3 protein-coding genes are annotated in these 18,342 nt (G+C 71.7%); all 3 read left to right on the top strand.

The features are described from left to right. Nucleotides 1–138 precede the first annotated feature (138 nt). The 3 genes from AC07GB_RS21900 to AC07GB_RS21890 are packed head-to-tail and all read left to right on the top strand — an operon-like array spanning nucleotide 139 to nucleotide 18,328. Nucleotides 139–12,522: a non-ribosomal peptide synthetase gene (locus AC07GB_RS21900; protein ID WP_478847861.1), complete on the top strand. Its 12,384-nt coding sequence runs from the start codon at nucleotides 139–141 to the stop codon at nucleotides 12,520–12,522. Nucleotides 12,523–12,533: 11 nt separating this feature from the next. Next, complete coding sequence (locus AC07GB_RS21895) at nucleotides 12,534–18,122, top strand: amino acid adenylation domain-containing protein (protein WP_478847860.1); 5,589 nt, start codon at nucleotides 12,534–12,536, stop codon at nucleotides 18,120–18,122. Continuing rightward, nucleotides 18,119–18,328, top strand: a complete 210-nt coding sequence (locus AC07GB_RS21890; RefSeq protein WP_478847858.1) for an MbtH family protein — start codon at nucleotides 18,119–18,121, stop codon at nucleotides 18,326–18,328. Before AC07GB_RS21895 ends, AC07GB_RS21890 begins: the two co-directional genes overlap by 4 nt. Nucleotides 18,329–18,342: the final 14 nt, after the last annotated feature.

The following is an 18,342-nucleotide window of genomic DNA, read 5'->3' as shown; positions in this document are numbered from 1 at the left end:
TCAGGCGGATGATTCTTCCGTGCGGCACGTTCCGCATTCGACGTCGACCTCCTCGGCCTGGTTCAGGGCGAGTTCGAGGAATTCACGGTTCAGTTCGACGACCAACGTCAAGCCCATAGCTGATTAAGGGAGACATTGATGGCCCAGTCGCGGATCGAAGACATTTGGCCGCTGTCGCCACTGCAGGCTGGGTTGCTCTTCCACGCGGTGTACGACGGAGAAGGGCCCGACGTCTACATAGGCCATTGGATCCTGGAACTGGACGGGCCCGTGGACGCGGCCAGGCTGCGCGCGGCATGGGAGGCGCTGCTGACCCGGCACGCTCCGCTCCGGGCCTGCTTCCGGCAGCGCAAATCGGGTGAGACGGTGCAGATCATCCTCAAGGAGGTGGAACTGCCGTGGCGGGAGGTCGACCTCTCCCACCTCGACGACCCCACCGAGGCCGTGCGGGAGCTGGCCGAGGAGGACCGGACCCAACGATTCGACCTCGCACAGGCGCCGCTGCTGCGGCTGACCTTGATCCGCCTCGACGACCGTACGCACCGACTGGTGATGACCTGCCATCACACGATCATGGACGGCTGGTCGCTGCCGGTCGTGGTCAACGAACTGTCCAAGCTGTACCCGGCCGGCGGCGACCCCCTGGCCCTGCCCGCGGTGACCTCGTACCGGGACTACCTCGCGTGGCTGAGCAGGCAGGACAAGGAGAGGGCACTGGCGGCTTGGTCGGCGCGGCTGCACGGTGCCGAGGAGCCGACCCTGGTGGCGCCCGCCGACCCGGGGCGTCCCCCCGGCGTGCCGGACAGCGTCGAGGTCGAGCTGTCCGAGCCCCTCACGCGCTCGCTGGACGAACTGGCCCGTAGCCACGGTCTGACGCTGAACACCGTGGTGCAAGGCGCGTGGGCGATGGTCCTGTCACGCCTTGCGGGCCGGACGGACGTGGTGTTCGGGGCGGCGGTGTCGGCGCGCCCGCCGGACCTGCCCGGCGTCGAGGAGATGGCGGGGCTGTTCCTCAACACCGTTCCGGTACGCGTGCAACTGCGCGGCGCGACGCCGGTCATGGAGCTGCTCGCGGAATTGCAGAGGCGGCAGTCGGCGCTCATACCTGACCAGTTCGTGGGCCTTGTGGACATCCAGCAGGCGGCCGGTCCCGGCGCGGTCTTCGACACCATGATCGTCTTTGAAAAGTTCCCCAACAAGCCCGCCGAATCGGACTCCGAGGGAAATTTTGGCATCCGAATACATCAAGGCCGGGTAGCCGCCCACTATCCGCTGACGCTGGTCTGCGTCCCCGGCGCGTCGATGCTCTTCAAACTCGACTATCTGACGGAAATCTTCGACCGGGCCACAGCATTCACCATCGTCGAGCGATTGAAGGAGGTCCTGCGCCAGCTGACGGACGCGGGCGACCTCACGGTGGCCGAAGTCGATGTGACCAGCGCGGCCGAGCGCGATGTGATGGTCGACGAATGGGGTACGGCAGCCGCCCTGACGCCGGGCCGGCCGGCCCCGGAGCTGTTCGACCGCCAGGTGGAGCGCCACCGCGACAAGGCAGCGCTCGTCGACGGCCAGCGGGAGATGTCGTACGAGGAACTGGCCGAGCACGCGGAGCGTCTCGCCGGCTATCTGCGCAGCAGGGGAGTTCAGCGCGGGGACCGGGTGGCCGTGGTGATGGACCGGTCACCCGAGCTGATCGCGACACTGCTCGCGGTGTGGAAGGCAGGAGCGGCGTACGTCCCCGTGGACCCCGCCTACCCGGCGGAACGCCTGAAGTTCATGCTCGCGGACGCGGAGCCGACGGCAGTGGTGTGCGCGGAGGCGTACCGAGGTGTCGTACTGGACGGAGGGCTCGACCCGATCGTCCTGGACGATGTCCCGACGCGGCAGGCGATCGCGGAGAGCACCCGTCTGTCCGTCGGCGTGGACGCTGACGACCTCGCCTACGTGATGTACACGTCGGGGTCGACGGGCACACCGAAGGGCGTCGCCGTGTCGCACGGCAACGTCGCGGCGCTGGCCGGGAACCCGGGATGGGCGACCGGCCCTGATGACGCCGTGCTGATGCACGCCTCGCACGCCTTCGACATCTCCCTGTTCGAGCTGTGGGTGCCGCTGCTGTCGGGCGCCAGGGTGGTGCTGGCCGGACCGGGCGCGGTGGACGGCGAGGCTCTGGCCGGTTATGTGGCCGGCGGTGTCACGGTCGCCCATCTGACCGCGGGGACCTTCCGGGTGGTGGCCGAGGAGTCACCGGAGTCCCTCGCCGGTCTGCGCGAGGTGCTGACCGGTGGCGACGCCGTGCCGCCCGCGGCGGTGGAGCGGGTGCGGCGCGGCAGCCCTGACGTACGGGTGCGGCATCTCTACGGCCCGACGGAGACCACGCTCTGTGCCACGTGGTGGCTGCTCGAACCCGGCGAAGCGACGGGACCAGTGCTGCCGATCGGACGACCGCTTTCGGGACGGCGAACCTACGTCCTCGACGCGTTCCTGCGACCGGTGCCTCCGGGCGTGGTGGGCGAGCTGTACGTCGCTGGAGCCGGTGTGGCGCAGGGCTATCTCGGTCGTGCGGCCTTGACGGCGGAGCGGTTCGTCGCTGACCCGTTCGCTCCCCGCGAGGCCTCCGCGGGGGACGGTGACCAGGTGACGGGTCAGCGCATGTACCGGACCGGGGACCTCGCGTACTGGACGGACCAGGGCGCGCTGGCGTTCGCCGGACGTGCCGATGACCAGGTCAAGATCCGCGGATATCGGGTGGAGCCCGGCGAGATCGAGGTGGCCCTCGCCGGCCTGCCCGGCGTCGCCCAGGCCGTCGTGTCCGTACGCGACGAGCAGCACCTGATCGGTTACGCGGTCGCCGAAGCGGGGCACGACGTCGACCCGGTGCGGCTGCGCGAGCAGCTCGCGGAGACGCTGCCCGAGTTCATGGTTCCGGCCGCGGTCCTGGTGCTGGACCAACTGCCGTTGACAGTCAACGGAAAGGTGGACCGGCAGGCCCTGCCCGACCCGGACTTCGCCGCGAAGGCGGCCAGCCGGGAGCCGGAGACGGAGGCCGAGCGCATCCTTTGCGGAGTGTTCGCCGAAGTCCTCGGCCTGGAACGGGTCGGGGTCGAGGGCAGCTTCTTCGAGCTGGGCGGGGACTCGATCTCGTCCATGCAGGTGGCGGCCCGTGCGCGACGCGAGGGGATTTTTCTCACCCCGCGGCAGATATTCGAGCACCGGACCCCCGAGCGACTCGCGGCACTGACACAAGAGGCCCTGGCGACCCGCGTACGGGACCGCTCCGAGGCGGTCACAGGCGTGGGAGAGATCCCCTGGACGCCGGTGATGCGCGCCCTCGGGGATGCCGCGGCGCGCCCCGACTTCGTGCAGGCGAAAGTCGTCGTCACCCCGGCGGACCTGAGCCCGGATGCCCTGGTGAGTGCCCTGCAAGCGGTGCTGGACGTGCACGATCTGCTGCGGGCACGGGTGACACCCGACGGACGGCTGTTCGTGGCCGAGCGCGGCGCGGTGGACGCGGCCGGCCTGGTCACGCGGGTGCCGGCCGGGACCGCGGACCTCGACGAGCTGGCCGAGCACCAGGCCAGGACGGCGGCCGGCACGCTGGACCCGTCGGCGGGAATCATGGTACGGGCGGTGTGGGTCGACGCCGGGAGCGACCGGCCGGGCCGGTTGGCTCTGGTGGTGCATCACCTGTCGGTCGACGCGGTCTCGTGGGGAATCCTGCTGCCGGATCTGCGGTCGGCGTACGACGCGGTGACCTCCGGCGAGCTTCCTGCCCTCGAACCCGCGACGACCTCGTACCGGCACTGGGCGCGGCGGCTGACCGAGCAGGCGTCGAGCGAGAGCACGCTCGCTGAAGTCGATTACTGGGTCGCCGTACTGGAGGGTGCGGGCCCGTCCGGCGTACTGGACGGTGTGGATGCGTCCGCCGTACTGGACGGCGCGGACGCGTCCGCCGTATGGGACGGTGCGGATGCGCCCCTCGCAACGCAGCCCGGGCAGTCGCACTCGTGGTCGTCGACACTGACCGGAGCCACGGCGCGCAGTCTCGTGGCCCGGCTGCCGCAGGCTTTCCACTGCGGGATCCACGAAGTCCTGCTGGCGGGCCTCGGGGGTGCGGTGGCGCGCCGGAGCGGCACCGGCGCCGGGGTCCTGGTGGACGTGGAAGGCCATGGCCGCCATGCCGCCGACGGTGAGGACCTGTTGCGGACCGTGGGCTGGTTCACCAGCGTCCACCCCGTCCGGCTCGACATCTCCGATGTCGACCTTTCCGCCGCGGCCGCGGGGAACGCCGCGGCAGGGCAGCTGTTGAAGACCGTGAAGGAACAGGTCCGCGCCGTCCCCGGCGACGGCATCGGCTACGGCCTTTTGCGCCATCTCAACCCCGAGACCGGGGCCGTGCTGGCCGCGTTGCCGTCCCCGCGGATCGGCTTCAACTACTTCGGCCGGTCCAGCCTCGCCGCCGAGGACACCCCGTGGCAGGGGTGCGAAGAGTCGCTCGGCGGCGGTCCCGAAATGTTCGCCGCCCACCCGGTGGAGGTCTCCGCGGACGTTCAGGACACCCCCGCCGGACCCCGGCTGAGGCTGGCCGTCCAGGGCAGGGACCTCGACCCCGCCACGGTGGAGCGGCTCGGCGAGGCATGGCTGGAGATGCTGACCGGCTTCGCGGCCCTTGCCGAGGAACCCGACGCCGGCGGGCACACCCCGTCCGACTTCGACCTCGTCGAGCTGACGCAGCGGGACGTGGCGGAGCTGGAGGCCGCGGCACCAGGGCTGACCGACGTCTGGCCCCTGTCACCGCTCCAGGAAGGCATGCTCTTCGAGCGGGCCGTCGACGAGGACGGCGTCGACGTCTACCAGAGCCAGCGGATCCTCGACCTCGACGGACCGGTCGACGCACAACGGCTGCGGGCGGCGTGGCAACGCCTCGTCGCCCGGCACGAGTCGCTCCGGACGAGCTTCCACCAGCTCGGATCCGGCGAGACGGTGCAGGTCGTGGAGGGCGAGGTCGAGGTCCCATGGCGTGAGGCCGATCTGTCGCACCTCGACGGGGCCGCCGCGGCGGCGGAGGTCGACCGCCTGCTCAGGCAGGACCAGGCAGAGCGGTTCGACGTGACCAAGGCACCCCTGCTCCGGCTGTCGCTGATCCGTCTCGGCCGGAGCACGCACCGGCTCGTCGTGACGTCGCATCACGTCGTCCTGGACGGCTGGTCCACACCGATCGTCCTGGGCGAGATGTCCACGGGCTACGCGGGCGGACAGGGCTCGTCGACGCCACCGTCCTACCGGGACTACCTGGCGTGGCTCCGCCGCCAGGACGAGCAGGCGTCACGAGCGGCGTGGCAGTCCGAGCTGGCCGGGTCTGACGAACCGACCAGGATGGACGCCGACGCGGACAAATCGATGGTCATGCCGGACGGGCACGCCGAATGGCTGCCCGAGGAGGCGACGCGGGCGCTCACCGGCTTCGCACGTGGCCACGGACTGACGCTGAGCACGATCGTGCAGGGCGCGTGGGCGCTGGTGCTGGCACGCCTCGCGGGCCGGACGGACGTGGTGTTCGGGTCCGTGGTGTCGGGGCGCCCCGCGGATGTCCCGGACGTCGAGCGGATGGTGGGGATGTTCATCAACACCGTCCCGGTACGCGTACGGCTCGAAGGCAACCGGCCCGTACTCGACATGCTGCATGACTTGCAGAGCCGCCAAGCGGCGTTGACGGAGCACCAGTACCTGGGCCTTTCGGAAATCCAGCGCCTCGCGGGAACGGGCGCGATCTTCGACACCCTCGTGATGGTCGTGAACTACCCCGACGACGCCCCTGGCCCTGAGGGCGACGGCGGTTTCGCCATCAACTCCATCCGCACCCGGACCGGTACCAGCTACCCGCTGACGATGAGCGTCTCTCCCGGGAACCGCTTGCGGATCGACGTGGCCTACCGCCCCGACCGGGTCGACCGGGAAACGGCCACCGAGGTCACCAGGCAGGTCGTACGGGTCATCGAACGGATGGTGGCGCAGCCCTCGCTTCCGGTGGGCCGCCTGGCCGTGACGGACGAATCGACGCGTGCGGCGCTGGTGGAGCGCGGGATCTCGACCGGCGAAGCGGCCGACAGGCGGTCGGTCCTTGAGCTGTTCCGCGAGCAGGCCGAAAGGACCCCGGACGCCGTGGCCGTCATGGACGGCGCACGCACCCTGTCGTACGCCGACCTCGACCGGCGATCGGACGGGTTGGCAGGACACCTCGCCGGGACGGGCGTGCGGCGCGGCGACCGTGTCGGCGTGGTGATGGAACGCGGCGCGGACCTGTTCGTCGCCCTGCTCGCGGTCTGGAAGGCGGGGGCCGCGCAGGTGCCGGTGAACGTGGACTACCCCGCGGAACGGATCGCCGGGATGCTGGCCGATGCCGGCGCGCGGGTGGCGCTCTGCGTGGCAGCGACCCGCGACGCGGTGCCGGACGGGGTCGAGCCGATGGTCATGGACGCCCCGGCGATCACGGAAGTGCCGCACGAGGCGCCGCCCCTCACGGTCGGGGCGCACGACGTGGCCTACGTGATGTACACCTCGGGATCGACCGGCGTCCCGAAGGGCGTCGCGGTGCCGCACGCAAGCGTGGCGGCGCTCGCGAGCGACCCGGGCTGGTCCCAGGGCCCGGACGACTGCGTGCTGCTGCACGCACCCCACGCGTTCGACGCGTCCTTGGTGGAGATCTGGGTGCCCCTGGTCAGCGGAGCCCGCGTGCGGGTCGCGGAACCGGGCGCGGTCGACGCGCAGCGGCTGCGCGAGGCGATCGGACACGGCGTCACCACCGCCCACCTGACGGCCGGAAGCTTCCGCGTGGTGGCCGAGGAGTCGCCGGAGTCCTTCCGCGGGCTGCGCGAGATCCTGACCGGCGGTGACGCGGTACCCCTCGCGTCCGTCGCGCGGGTGCGCCGGGCGTGCCCGGAGGTGCGGGTCCGGCAGCTCTACGGCCCCACCGAGGCCACCCTCTGCGCCACGTGGCACCTCCTCGAACCAGGGGACGAGACGGGCGACACCTTGCCGATCGGCCGCCCCCTGGCCGGACGGCGGGCCTACGTGCTCGACGCGTTCCTCCAGCCGGTGGCACCCGGCGTGACCGGCGAGCTGTACCTCGCCGGCGCCGGCCTCGCGCACGGCTACCTGGGCGCGAGCGGGCCGGCATCGGAACGGTTCGTCGCCGATCCGTTCGCCCCCCGCGACCCGGCGGCCCGCAGCGCCTCCGAGGCGACGGGCGGGCGGATGTACCGCACCGGCGACCTGGCGCGCTGGACGGACCAGGGCGAGCTGCTGTTCGTCGGACGGGCCGACTCCCAGGTGAAGATCCGGGGCTACCGCGTGGAGCCCGGGGAGATCGAGGCGGCCCTGGCCGAGGTCCCGCGGGTCGCGCAGGCGATCGTGGTGGTGCGGGAGGACCAACCCGGCGAGAAGGGGCTGATCGCGTACGTGACCACGGAAGGGGATCAGGGACCGGACTCCGACACGGTCCGCGAACACCTCGCGGCGCGGCTGCCGGAGTTCATGGTGCCCACGGTGGTGGTCCTTGACGGCTTCCCGCTGACGCTCAACGGAAAGATCGACCGTGCGGCCCTGCCGGCCCCGGAGTACACCGCGAGGGCGGCAGGACGCGAGCCGCGTACCGACGCCGAGCGCGTGTTGTGCGACCTGTTCGCCGAGATACTCCGCCTCGACCGGGTCGGCGCCGACGACGGCTTCTTCGAGCTGGGCGGCGACTCGATCCTGTCGATGCGACTGGCCGCCCGCGCACGTCGCGAGGGTTTCGTCTTCGGGGCGAAGCAGGTCTTCGAGCAGAAGACGCCCGCGGGGATCGCGGCGGTCGCCGAGCGTGGCGGTCCGGCGCGGGCCGACGTCGCCGACGGCGTCGGCGAGGTCCCGTGGACGCCGGTGGTGCGGGCACTGCTGGAACGCGATGCCCGTGCGATGACCCGACGCGCACCCGCGCAGTGGGTGACCGTGGGCGCGCCCGACGACCTCTCCGTGGAGGTGCTGGCGGCCGGGCTGGCCGCGGTGACCGACACCCACGACATGCTGCGCGGCCGGATCGTCGAGACCGACGGGGAGCAGCCCCGCCTTGTCGTGGCCGACCGCGCAGCGGTGGCCGCGGCGACGCTGGTCGAGCGGGTCGAGGCCGGTGCCGGTGACCTGGACGAGATCGCGGAGCGCCGCGCCGAGGAGACGGCCGCCCGCCTCGACCCGGCAGCCGGCGTGATGATCAGGGCGGTGTGGGTGGACGCGGGACCCGGCCGCCTCGGACGGCTCGTGGTGGTGGCGCACCACCTCCTGGCCGACGTCGTGTCCTGGCGCGTCCTGCTGCCGGACCTGCAAACGGCCTGCGCGGCCGTGGCCGCGGGCCGGGAACCGGCACTCGACCCGGTCGACGTCTCGTACCGGCGCTGGGCGCGCACACTCGTCGAGCAGGCGGCGACCCGGACCGCGGAACTGGAGACGTGGACGGCGATCCTCGACCGGGCGCAGGCGCTGTCAGGCGAGTTCGACCCCACGCGCGACACCATGTCGACCGCGGGACGCAGGACGTGGAGGGTGCCGCAGGACAAGGCCGGCGTGCTCGTGGCGAAGGCGACCTCGACCTTCCACTGCGGTGTGCACGAGGTACTGCTGGCCACCCTGGCGGGCGCGGTGGCCCGATGGCGCGGCGACACGGCCGTCGTGGTCGACGTCGAGGGCCACGGCCGCCAGCCCCTCGGTGACCTGGACCTGTCCCGGACGGTCGGCTGGTTCACCGACATCCACCCGCTCCGCCTCGACGTGGCCGGGATCGACACGGCCGAAGCCGTCTCGGGCGGCGACGCGGCAGGTGTGCTCCTGAAGAGCGTCAAGGAGAACGTGCGAGGCGTGCCCGACGGCGGGCTCGGCTACAGCATGCTGCGGTACCTCAACGCCGAGACCGGCCCGGCCCTGGCGGCGCTGCCGAAGCCGGACATCGGGTTCAACTACCTCGGCCGCTTCTCGTCCCGGCCCGACGGTGCCGCGGAGCCCTGGCAGATGGTGGGGACCATCGGCGGCACGACGGACCAGGACGCGGCATTGCGGCACGTCCTGGAGATCGACGCGGTCGTCCTGGACGCCCCCGACGGGCCCGCGCTGGAGCTGTCCCTGACCTGGGCCGGGCGTCTGCTCGGCGAAGCCGAGGCGGAGTCGCTCGGACAGGCCTGGCTGGACATGCTGACCGGCCTCGCCGCCCACGTCGACGCCGGCGACGCCGGGGGACACACACCGTCCGACTTCCCGCTCACCGCGCTGACGCAGCGGGACGTCGCGGAGATCGAGACCGCCGTGCCCGGCCTGGTCGACATCTGGCCGCTGTCTCCGCTCCAGGAAGGCCTGCTGTTCCACGCCGCCGACGAGCGCGGCCCGGACGTGTACGCGAGCATGCGCACCCTCGTCATCGAGGGACCGCTGGACGTCGCCCGCTTCCGCAGGTCGTGGCAGGTGCTCCTTGAGCGGCACCCCGCCCTGCGGGCGAGCTTCCATCAGCTCGGGTCCAGTGCGACGGTGCAGGCGGTCGCAGGCGAGGTGGCGCTGCCCTGGCAGGAGACCGACCTGTCCCATCTGCCCGAGGACGAGGCCCTTGCGGAAGTCGACCGTCTCGCGGCACAGCTGCATGCCGAGCGGTTCGACCTGGCCCAGGCACCGCAGCTGCGCCTGCACCTGCTGCGCCTCGGCGACCGTCGGCACCGGCTCGTCTTCACCTCGCATCACATCGCGGCGGACGGCTGGTCCCTGCCGCTCATCACCGGTGAGGTCCTGGCGGCGTACTACGCCGGCGGGACGGGCCGGGGGCTGCCGACCCCGACGTCGTACCGCGACTACCTCGCCTGGGCCGTTCAGCAGGACAAGACGGCCGCCCGGGAGGCGTGGCGGAGCGAACTCGCGGGGCTCGACGAGGCGACCCACGTCGTGCCACCGGAGACGATCATCACGCCCGTCGAGCCCGACCGGGTCGGGTTCGCGCTCGACGACGAGCTGAGCCGGCGCCTGATGGAGTTCACCCGCCATCACGGCGTGACGGCGAACACGCTCTTCCAAGGGGTCTGGGCACTGCTCCTTGCCCGGCTGACCGGCCGCGACGACGTGGTCTTCGGTGCCGCGGTGGCCGGTCGTCCGCCCGAGATCCCCGGTGTCGAGTCCGCGGTCGGCCTGTTCATGAACATGCTGCCCGTCCGGGCCCACCTGTCCGGCGCCGAACCATTCGTCGACATGCTGGCGGACCTGCAACAACGGCAGGTCGCGCTGATACCGCATCAGCACGTCGGGCTGACCGAGATCAATCAGCACGCCGGGCCCGGCGCGGCGTTCGACACGATCGTGGTGTTCGAGAACTACCCGCCCCCGCCGCCCGTCTCCGAAGAACCCGACGCCCTCGTCATGCGCCCCGCGGGCATTCCGAACGACACCGGGCACTACCCCCTGTCCATGCGCGCGTCCGTATCGGGCCCCGTCCACGGCGAAGTCATCTTCCGCCCGGACGCGTTCGAGCGGACCCAGGTCGAGGGCCTTCTCGCCTCGCTCCTGAGGGCCCTTGAGCAGGTCGTGGCCGATCCGCGCACGCCGGTGGGACGGGTCGGCCTGATCGGACCTGAGCAGCGCCGCCTGGTGGTGGACGAGTGGAACAGGACCGACAAGCCGCTCGCGCCGGAGACACTGCCGGTGCTGTTCCGCCGGCAGGCCGAGCGGACGCCGGACGCCCCGGCGGTGCAGGACGCGGCCCGGACCCTGTCGTACAGCCAGTTGCTCGGCGAGGTCGAAGCGCTGGCGCGGCTCCTGGTGGGCCTGGGCGTACGGCGTGAGGCCCGGGTGGGCGTACTGGTCGAGCGCTCGGCCGAACTCGCGGTGACCCTCATGGGGGTGATGTTCGCCGGCGGGGCGTTCGTGCCGGTCGATCCGGACTACCCCCGTGAGCGCGTCGAGTTCATGCTGGCGCACTCGGCGCCCGAGGTGCTGGTGTGCACGAGGACGACGCGAGCGGTCGTGCCCGCGGAGTTCACGGGCACGGTGCTGGTGCTCGAAGACCTGCCCGCCGCCGATCCGGAGGTGGCGCTGCCGCGCGTGGCAGCGGACGACGCGGCGTACGTGATCTACACATCGGGGTCGACAGGGGTGCCCAAGGGCGTCCTGGTCGCCCACTCCGGGCTCGTCAACCTGGGCTACGCGCACATCGAGCGGATGGCCGTGACGTCGTCCTCGCGGGTCCTGCAACTGTCCGCGATCGGGTTCGACGCCATCGTCTCCGAGCTGTACATGACTCTGCTGGCCGGTGCGACCCTGGTCCTGCCGGACGCGACGAGCATGCCGCCCCGGGTGACACTGGGCGACGCGATCCGCAAGGCGGGCATCACTCACCTGACCGTGTCGCCGAGCGTGCTGGCGAGCGAGGACGACCTGCCGGACACCCTTCGGACAGTGCTGACGGGCGGCGAGGCACTGCCGGCCGCGCTGGTGGACCGCTGGTCGCCCGGCCGCCGGGTGATCCAGGCCTACGGGCCGACCGAGACGACCATCTGCTCGACGATGAGCGCCCCGCTGGCTCCAGGACACGACCAGGTCCCGCTCGGCGGCCCGATCCACAACGTGGGGCACTACGTGCTCGACGCCTTCCTCCAGCCGGTACCGCCGGGGGTGGTCGGCGAGCTGTACATCACGGGTGTCGGGCTGGCGCGTGGATACCTCGGACGCCCCGGCCTGACCGCGGAGCGGTTCGTCGCGAGTCCGTTCGCCCCCGGTGAGCGGATGTACCGCTCCGGCGACCTGTTCCGCTGGTCCCCGGAGGGCCAGCTGCTCTTCGCGGGCCGGGTCGACGCGCAGGTCAAGGTGCGCGGATACCGGGTCGAGCCGGCGGAGATCGAGGCCGTGCTCGCGGAGCATCCAGGCGTCGGCCAGGTGGCGATCGCGGTCCGCAGGGACGGCCCCGGCGACAAGCAACTGGTGGCGTACGTCGTGCCGTCGGCCGACGCCTCCGGGCAGAACGGCACGCTGACCTCCGCGCTGCGCGAGCTGGCGGCCGAACGCCTGCCGGAGTACATGATGCCCGCGGCGTTCGTGTCGCTGGAGCACATGCCACTCACCCCGAACGGCAAACTCGACCACCGGGCGCTCCAGACCCTCGACTTCGTGGGCATGTCATCGAAGCGGGACCCGCGCACGGCGATGGAGGCGAGGCTGTGCGCGCTGTTCGCGGAGGTACTCGGCCTTGAGCGGGTCGGTCCCGACGACAGCTTCTTCGAACTCGGTGGCGACTCGATCATCTCGATGCAGCTCTCGGCCCGCGCCCGCAGGCAAGGGCTGGAACTGACCCCGTGGCAGGTGTTCGAGGAAAGGACGCCGGAACGACTGGCGTTGCTCGTCACGGAACTCCCCGCCGACGGCGATGCCACCGCGGCGCCGGAATCGTCGGCGGGCCCCCTCGTCGCTCTCTCATCCGACCAGATGGATCAACTCGAGGCCGGACTGGCCGGCGAACAAGCGCTGTAAGGAGCAAGATTGTGACCGTTGACGGCACTCGTCCAAAGCCCCGTTCCAGCGTGGAGGACGTCTGGCCCCTTTCGCCGCTGCAAGAGGGGATGCTGTATCACACCGCACTTGACCACGACGGCCCCGACACCTACACCGTGCAGACCGTGTACGGCATCGACGGCCCGCTGGACGCCGCCCGGCTGAGGGCGTCGTGGCAGGCCGTCGTGGACCGGCACGCCGCGCTGCGAGCCTGTTTCCGCTATGTCAGCGGCGCACAGATGGTGCAGGTCATCGCACGGGACGCCGAGATCCCCTGGCGCGAGACGGATCTTTCCGGGCTGCCGCACGACGTGGCCGACAGCGAGGTGGATCGCCTGGCCGCCGACGAGGTGGCCCAGCGGCTGCACATCGAGACGGCGCCGCTGATGAAACTGCACCTGATCCGGCTCGGCCCGGAGCGCCACCGGCTCGTGCACACCCTTCACCACGTCCTGGTGGACGGCTGGTCGATGCCCGTCATCCACCGCGAACTGGCCGCGATCTACGCGGCGAACGGGGACGCGTCCGCACTCCCGCCCACCGTGCCCTACCGGGACTACCTCGCCTGGCTGGGCCGGCAGGACAAGGAGGCGGCCAAGGCGGCCTGGCGGAAGGAGTTCGCGGGCCTCGACACGCCCACCACGGTCGCCCCGGCCGACCCCACCCGCGTGCCGGACATCGACACGGCGATGATCGAGCTGTCCCCGCAGCTGACAGAAGAGCTGGCCGGCCTTGCCCGCGGCCACGGCCTCACCCTGAACAGCATCGTGCAAGGCGCGTGGGCCGTCGTGCTCGCGCAACTGGCCGGCCGTACCGACGTGGTGTTCGGCGCCACCGCCTCCGGGCGCCCCGGCGACCTCGCCGGTGTGGAGTCGATGGTCGGCCAGCTGCTCAACACCCTGCCGGTACGGGTCCGGCTCGACGGCGGGCGGCGGGCCGTCGAGCTGTTCGCCGAGCTTCAGCGCGACCAGTCGGCACTCATGGCCCACCACCACCTCGGCCTGCAAGACGTGCAGGCCGTCGCCGGACCCGGAGCGGTCTTCGACACGCTCATCATCTACGAGAACTTCCCTCGCAAGGGACTCGGCCAGGCGCCCGACGACGGCCTGACCCTGCGCCCGCTGAAGCGGGGGCGCAACTCCTCGCACTACCCGTTCACCCTGATCACAGGACCCGGCGAGCAGATGCCGCTCATCCTCGACTACGACCGGGGCCTGTTCGACCGCGCGGTCGCCGAATCGGTCGTGGGCGCGCTGGCCCGCGTGCTGGAGCGGCTGGCCGCCGAGCCCGATGTGCTCGTCGGCCGCCTGACGCTGCTGAGCGAGGCCGAGCGCGCCCTGGTGGTGGACGAATGGAACGCGACCGCCGGCCCGGTGCCCGGAGAATCCGTGGTCGAGATGTTCGCGCGGCGGGTGGCCGCGGCCCCGGACGCGGTGGCGCTCACCGACGCGGGCGGCGCGGACCTGAGCTACGCCGAGGTCGACCGGGCCTCGAACCGCCTTGCCCACTACCTCGCCGGTCGTGGCATCGGCCGCGGCGACCGGATCGGCGTGGCCATGGACAGGTCGCCGGACCTGCTGATCGCGTTCCTGGCGATCTGGAAGACAGGCGCGGCGTACGTCCCGGTGGACATCGAGTACCCGGCCGAGCGGATCGCGTTCCTTCTCGACGACTCCGCCGTCTCCACCGTCCTGTGCACGGAGGCGACCAGCGGAGTAGCACCGGAAGGCGCGATCGTCCTCGACGCGCCCGAGACCCGGGCAGCCGTCGACGGCTGTGCCGCCACGGCCCCGGAGACCCGGCCGAGCGCCGACGACCTGGCGTACGTGATGTACACCTCCGGATCCACCGGCCTGCCCAAGGGCGTAGGCATCCCCCACGGGGCCGTGGCCGGCCTGGCCGGAGACGCCGGTTGGCGGATCGGCCCGGGCGACGGCGTGCTGATGCACGCGACGCACGTCTTCGACCCCTCGCTCTACGCGATGTGGGTGCCGCTCGCCATGGGCGCCCGCGTCCTGCTCACCGAGCCGGGCGTGCTGGACGCGGCCGGGGTACGCCAGGCCGTCGCACGCGGCGCGACCGCCGTCCACCTCACGGCCGGCAGCTTCCGCGCCCTGGCGGAGACGTCCCCGGAGTGCTTCGCCGGTCTGGCCGAGATCGGCACCGGCGGCGACGTGGTCCCCGCCCAGTCGGTGCAGAACCTGCGGCGGGCCCAGCCCGGCCTGCGGGTGCGGAACACCTACGGGCCCACCGAGACCACCCTGTGCGCGACGTGGAAGCCGATCGAGCCCGGCGAGGAACTCGGGCCCGAGCTGCCGGTCGGCCGCCCCATGACCAACCGCAAGATCTACATCCTCGACGCCTTCCTGCGCCCGGTCGCGCCGGGAGTGACCGGCGAGCTGTACATCGCCGGCACCGGCCTTGCCCGCGGATACCTCACAAGCCCGGGCCTGACCGCCGAGCGGTTCGTGGCCTGCCCCTTCCTCGCCGGGGAACCGATGTACCGCACCGGCGACCTGGCGCGCTGGAACAAGGACGGCGAGGTGGTGTTCATCGGCCGCGCCGACGACCAGGTGAAGATCCGCGGCTACCGGGTGGAGCTGGGCGAGGTGGAATCCGTCCTCGCGGCCCAGCCCGGGGTGGTCGAGGCAGTCGTCGTGGCACGGGAGGACCAGCCGGGCGAGAAGCGCCTGGTGGGCTACTTCGTCTCCGACGGCAGCGACGCGGGGGCGGCACAGATCCGGCAGCACATGGCCCAGGTCCTGCCCGCGTACATGGTGCCGATGGCGGTCGTCGCCCTGCCCGGCCTGCCGGTCACCGCCCACGGCAAGGTGGACCGCCGGGCCCTGCCCGCCCCGGACCTCGCGGGACACGCCTCGCAGAAGGCGCCGGAGAGCGAGACCGAGAAGGTGCTGTGCGCCCTGTTCTCCGAGATCCTCGGCGTCGACCACGTGGGCGGCGACGACACCTTCCACGACCTCGGCGGGAGTTCGGCGCTCGCCATGCGGCTCATCGCGCGGATCCGTGAGGAACTCGGTGCGGATCTGCCCATCCGGCAGCTGTTCTCCTCGCCGACACCCGCGGGCCTGGCGAGGATGCTCGCCGCGAAGTCACGCCCCGCGCTGGAAGCCGCCCAGCGGCCGGACCGGGTGCCGCTCACCACCCGGCAGCTGCGCGCCTGGCTCCTTGCCGACCCCGGGAAGGACACGGCCGGCCTGCACACGTCGATCGCCCTGCGCCTGCGCGGCCGGCTGGACGTGCCCGCCCTCGCGGCGGCGCTCGGCGACGTCGCGGCCCGGCACGAGATCTTCCGTACGACCTTCCCCGGCGACGCACAGAGCGTCCACCAGCACATCCAAGACGGCCTCACGGCCGAGCTGACCCCCGTCCCGGCCACCGAAGAGGACCTTCCCGGGCTGCTCGCCGAGCGGCGCGAGTCGGCGTTCGACCTCACCAAGGACGTGCCGTGGCGATGTGAGCTGTTCGCACTCGCGGAGAAGGAACACGTGCTGCACCTCCAGGTGCACCGGATCCTCGCCGACGACGACTCGCTGGACGTGTTCTTCCGCGACCTGGCGGCCGCCTACGGCGCGCGGCGCGAGGGCCGGGCCCCGGAGCGCGCCCCCCTGGCCGTGCAGTTCGCCGACTACGCGATGTGGGAGCAGCGACTGCTCGCGGACGAGAACGAGCCGGGCAGCCTGCCCCACGAGCAGGTCACCTTCTGGCGGGACAACCTGGCCGGCATCGACGGGGAGACGGTGCTGCCGTTCGACCGCCCGCGGCCGGCCGTCCCGTCGCGCCGGACCGGGACCGTCGAACTGCGGCTTGACGCGGACCCGTACGCCCGGTTGATGGACGCGGCGGAGCCGGCCGGCGCGGACGCCTTCCAGGTGGTGCACGCCGCGCTCGCCATGCTGCTGACGAAACTGGGCGCGGGCCACGACCTGGTGATCGGCACGACGCTGCCCCGGGACGAGGACCTCATCGACCTGGAGCCGATGATCGGGCCGTTCGCCCGGCCGGTCGCCCTGCGGACGGAAGTCTCGGGCGACCCGACCTTCCTGGAAGTCGTCGCCCGCGTACAGGAAGCGCTCCGGGCCGCGCGGGAGCACCTGGACGTGCCCTTCGAGCGGCTCGCCGAACTCCTCGGCCTGCCCGCCTCGCTCTCCCGCCACCCCGTGTTCCAGGTGGGCCTCGAGGTGCTTGAGGAAGGGCTCGGCACCTGGGACGCGAGGGAACTGCCGGGCCTGCGCACCGATGTCGAACCCGGCGGAACCGAGGCCATGGAGCTGGATCTCGCGTTCAAGCTCACCGAGCGCCTCGACGACGAGGAGTGCATCGAAGGCATCCTCCGCTACGCCACCGACCTGTTCGAGCGGGACACGGCCGAGTCGGTCGCCCGGCGCCTGGTCCGCGTCCTGGAACAGGTGGCGGAGGACCCCCGGCGGCGGATCAGCGACCTGGACATCTGCCTGGACGACGTCGAACGCAGCCGCCCGGTCATCGCACCGGCGCGCTGGTCGGGGGCCGTGCCCCAGGCGCTCGCCGGCCTGGCCGATGACGGCCCGCTCGGCGCGCTCCTGCTCGACGACCAGCTGAACCCGGTCGCGCCGGGGGCCGTGGGCGATCTGTACGTCACCGGGCCGGCGGTGGACGCGGGCAAGGACGGCCGGTCCACCCTGCCCTGCCCGTTCGGAACTCCGGGCCATCAGATGCTGCGCACGGGTCTGCTCGCCCGGAAGACCTCCTCCAAGACCCTGGTCGTCCTGGGTGAGCGGCGGCGCTCGACCCGTTCGGTGAAGACGGGTGACTACGAGGTCCTGCTGCCGCTGCAAGCCGCCGGTGACCGCCCGCCCCTGTTCTGCCTCCACGCGAGCGGTGGCCTGAGCTGGAACTACCAGCCGTTGCTGCGGCACCTTCCGGTGAACCAGCCGGTGTACGGAGTGCAGGCGCGCGGCTTGGCCCGTACCGAACCGCTGCCCGACAGCGTCGAGGAGATGGCGGCCGACTACCTGGAGCACATCCGGGCCGTGCAGCCGACCGGTCCGTACCACCTCCTCGGCTGGTCCCTCGGCGGGCGGATCGCGCAGGCGATGGCCGCGCTGATCGAGGCGGAAGGGGAGGAGGTCGGCCTGCTCGCCCTGCTCGACGCCTATCCCGTCTATATGGGTCGCAACGCGACCGGCACGGTCAGCGAAGAAGCCATGCGCGACGAGGAGGCCGTGCAAAAGCGCAAGGAGCAGGACCTGGAACTCGCCGGTGGACTGGTCCAGGGGCCCGGCGTCAAGGAGCGCCTCGAAGCGGTGATGCGCAACCTGTGGGAGGTCGGGCCGCGGCACACCGCCTCGCCCTTCACCGGCGACATCCTGCTCTTCGTCGCCTCGAAGGAGCGGCCGGCGCATCTGCCCGTACCGGAGGCCATAGCCAGCTGGAAGGACTTCACCACCGGAACCATCGAGGCCCACGAGATCCCGTCCAACCACTACGACTTGGTGCAACCCGCGGCGCTGGCCCAGATTGGAGCCATCGTCTCCGAGAAGCTCCGTTCCCGACAGAAGAGCGAAAGGACACAACGATGAGCAACCCGTTCGACGACGACGAGGGTTCCTTCTTCGTGCTGGTCAACCACGAGGGCCAGCACTCCCTCTGGCCGGCCTTCGCGGAAGTGCCCGCCGGCTGGACCTGTGTCCACGGGGAGGCCACCCGTCAGGAGTGCCTCGACTACGTCGAGGAGAACTGGAAGGACCTCCGGCCGAAGAGCCTCATCCAGGAAGTCGGCGCCTGAGAAGAAGGTGTCCA

The sequence above is a fragment of the Streptomyces sp. NPDC045778 genome (assembly GCF_056431945.1).
This window is presented reverse-complemented; position numbering and strand designations above follow the sequence as displayed.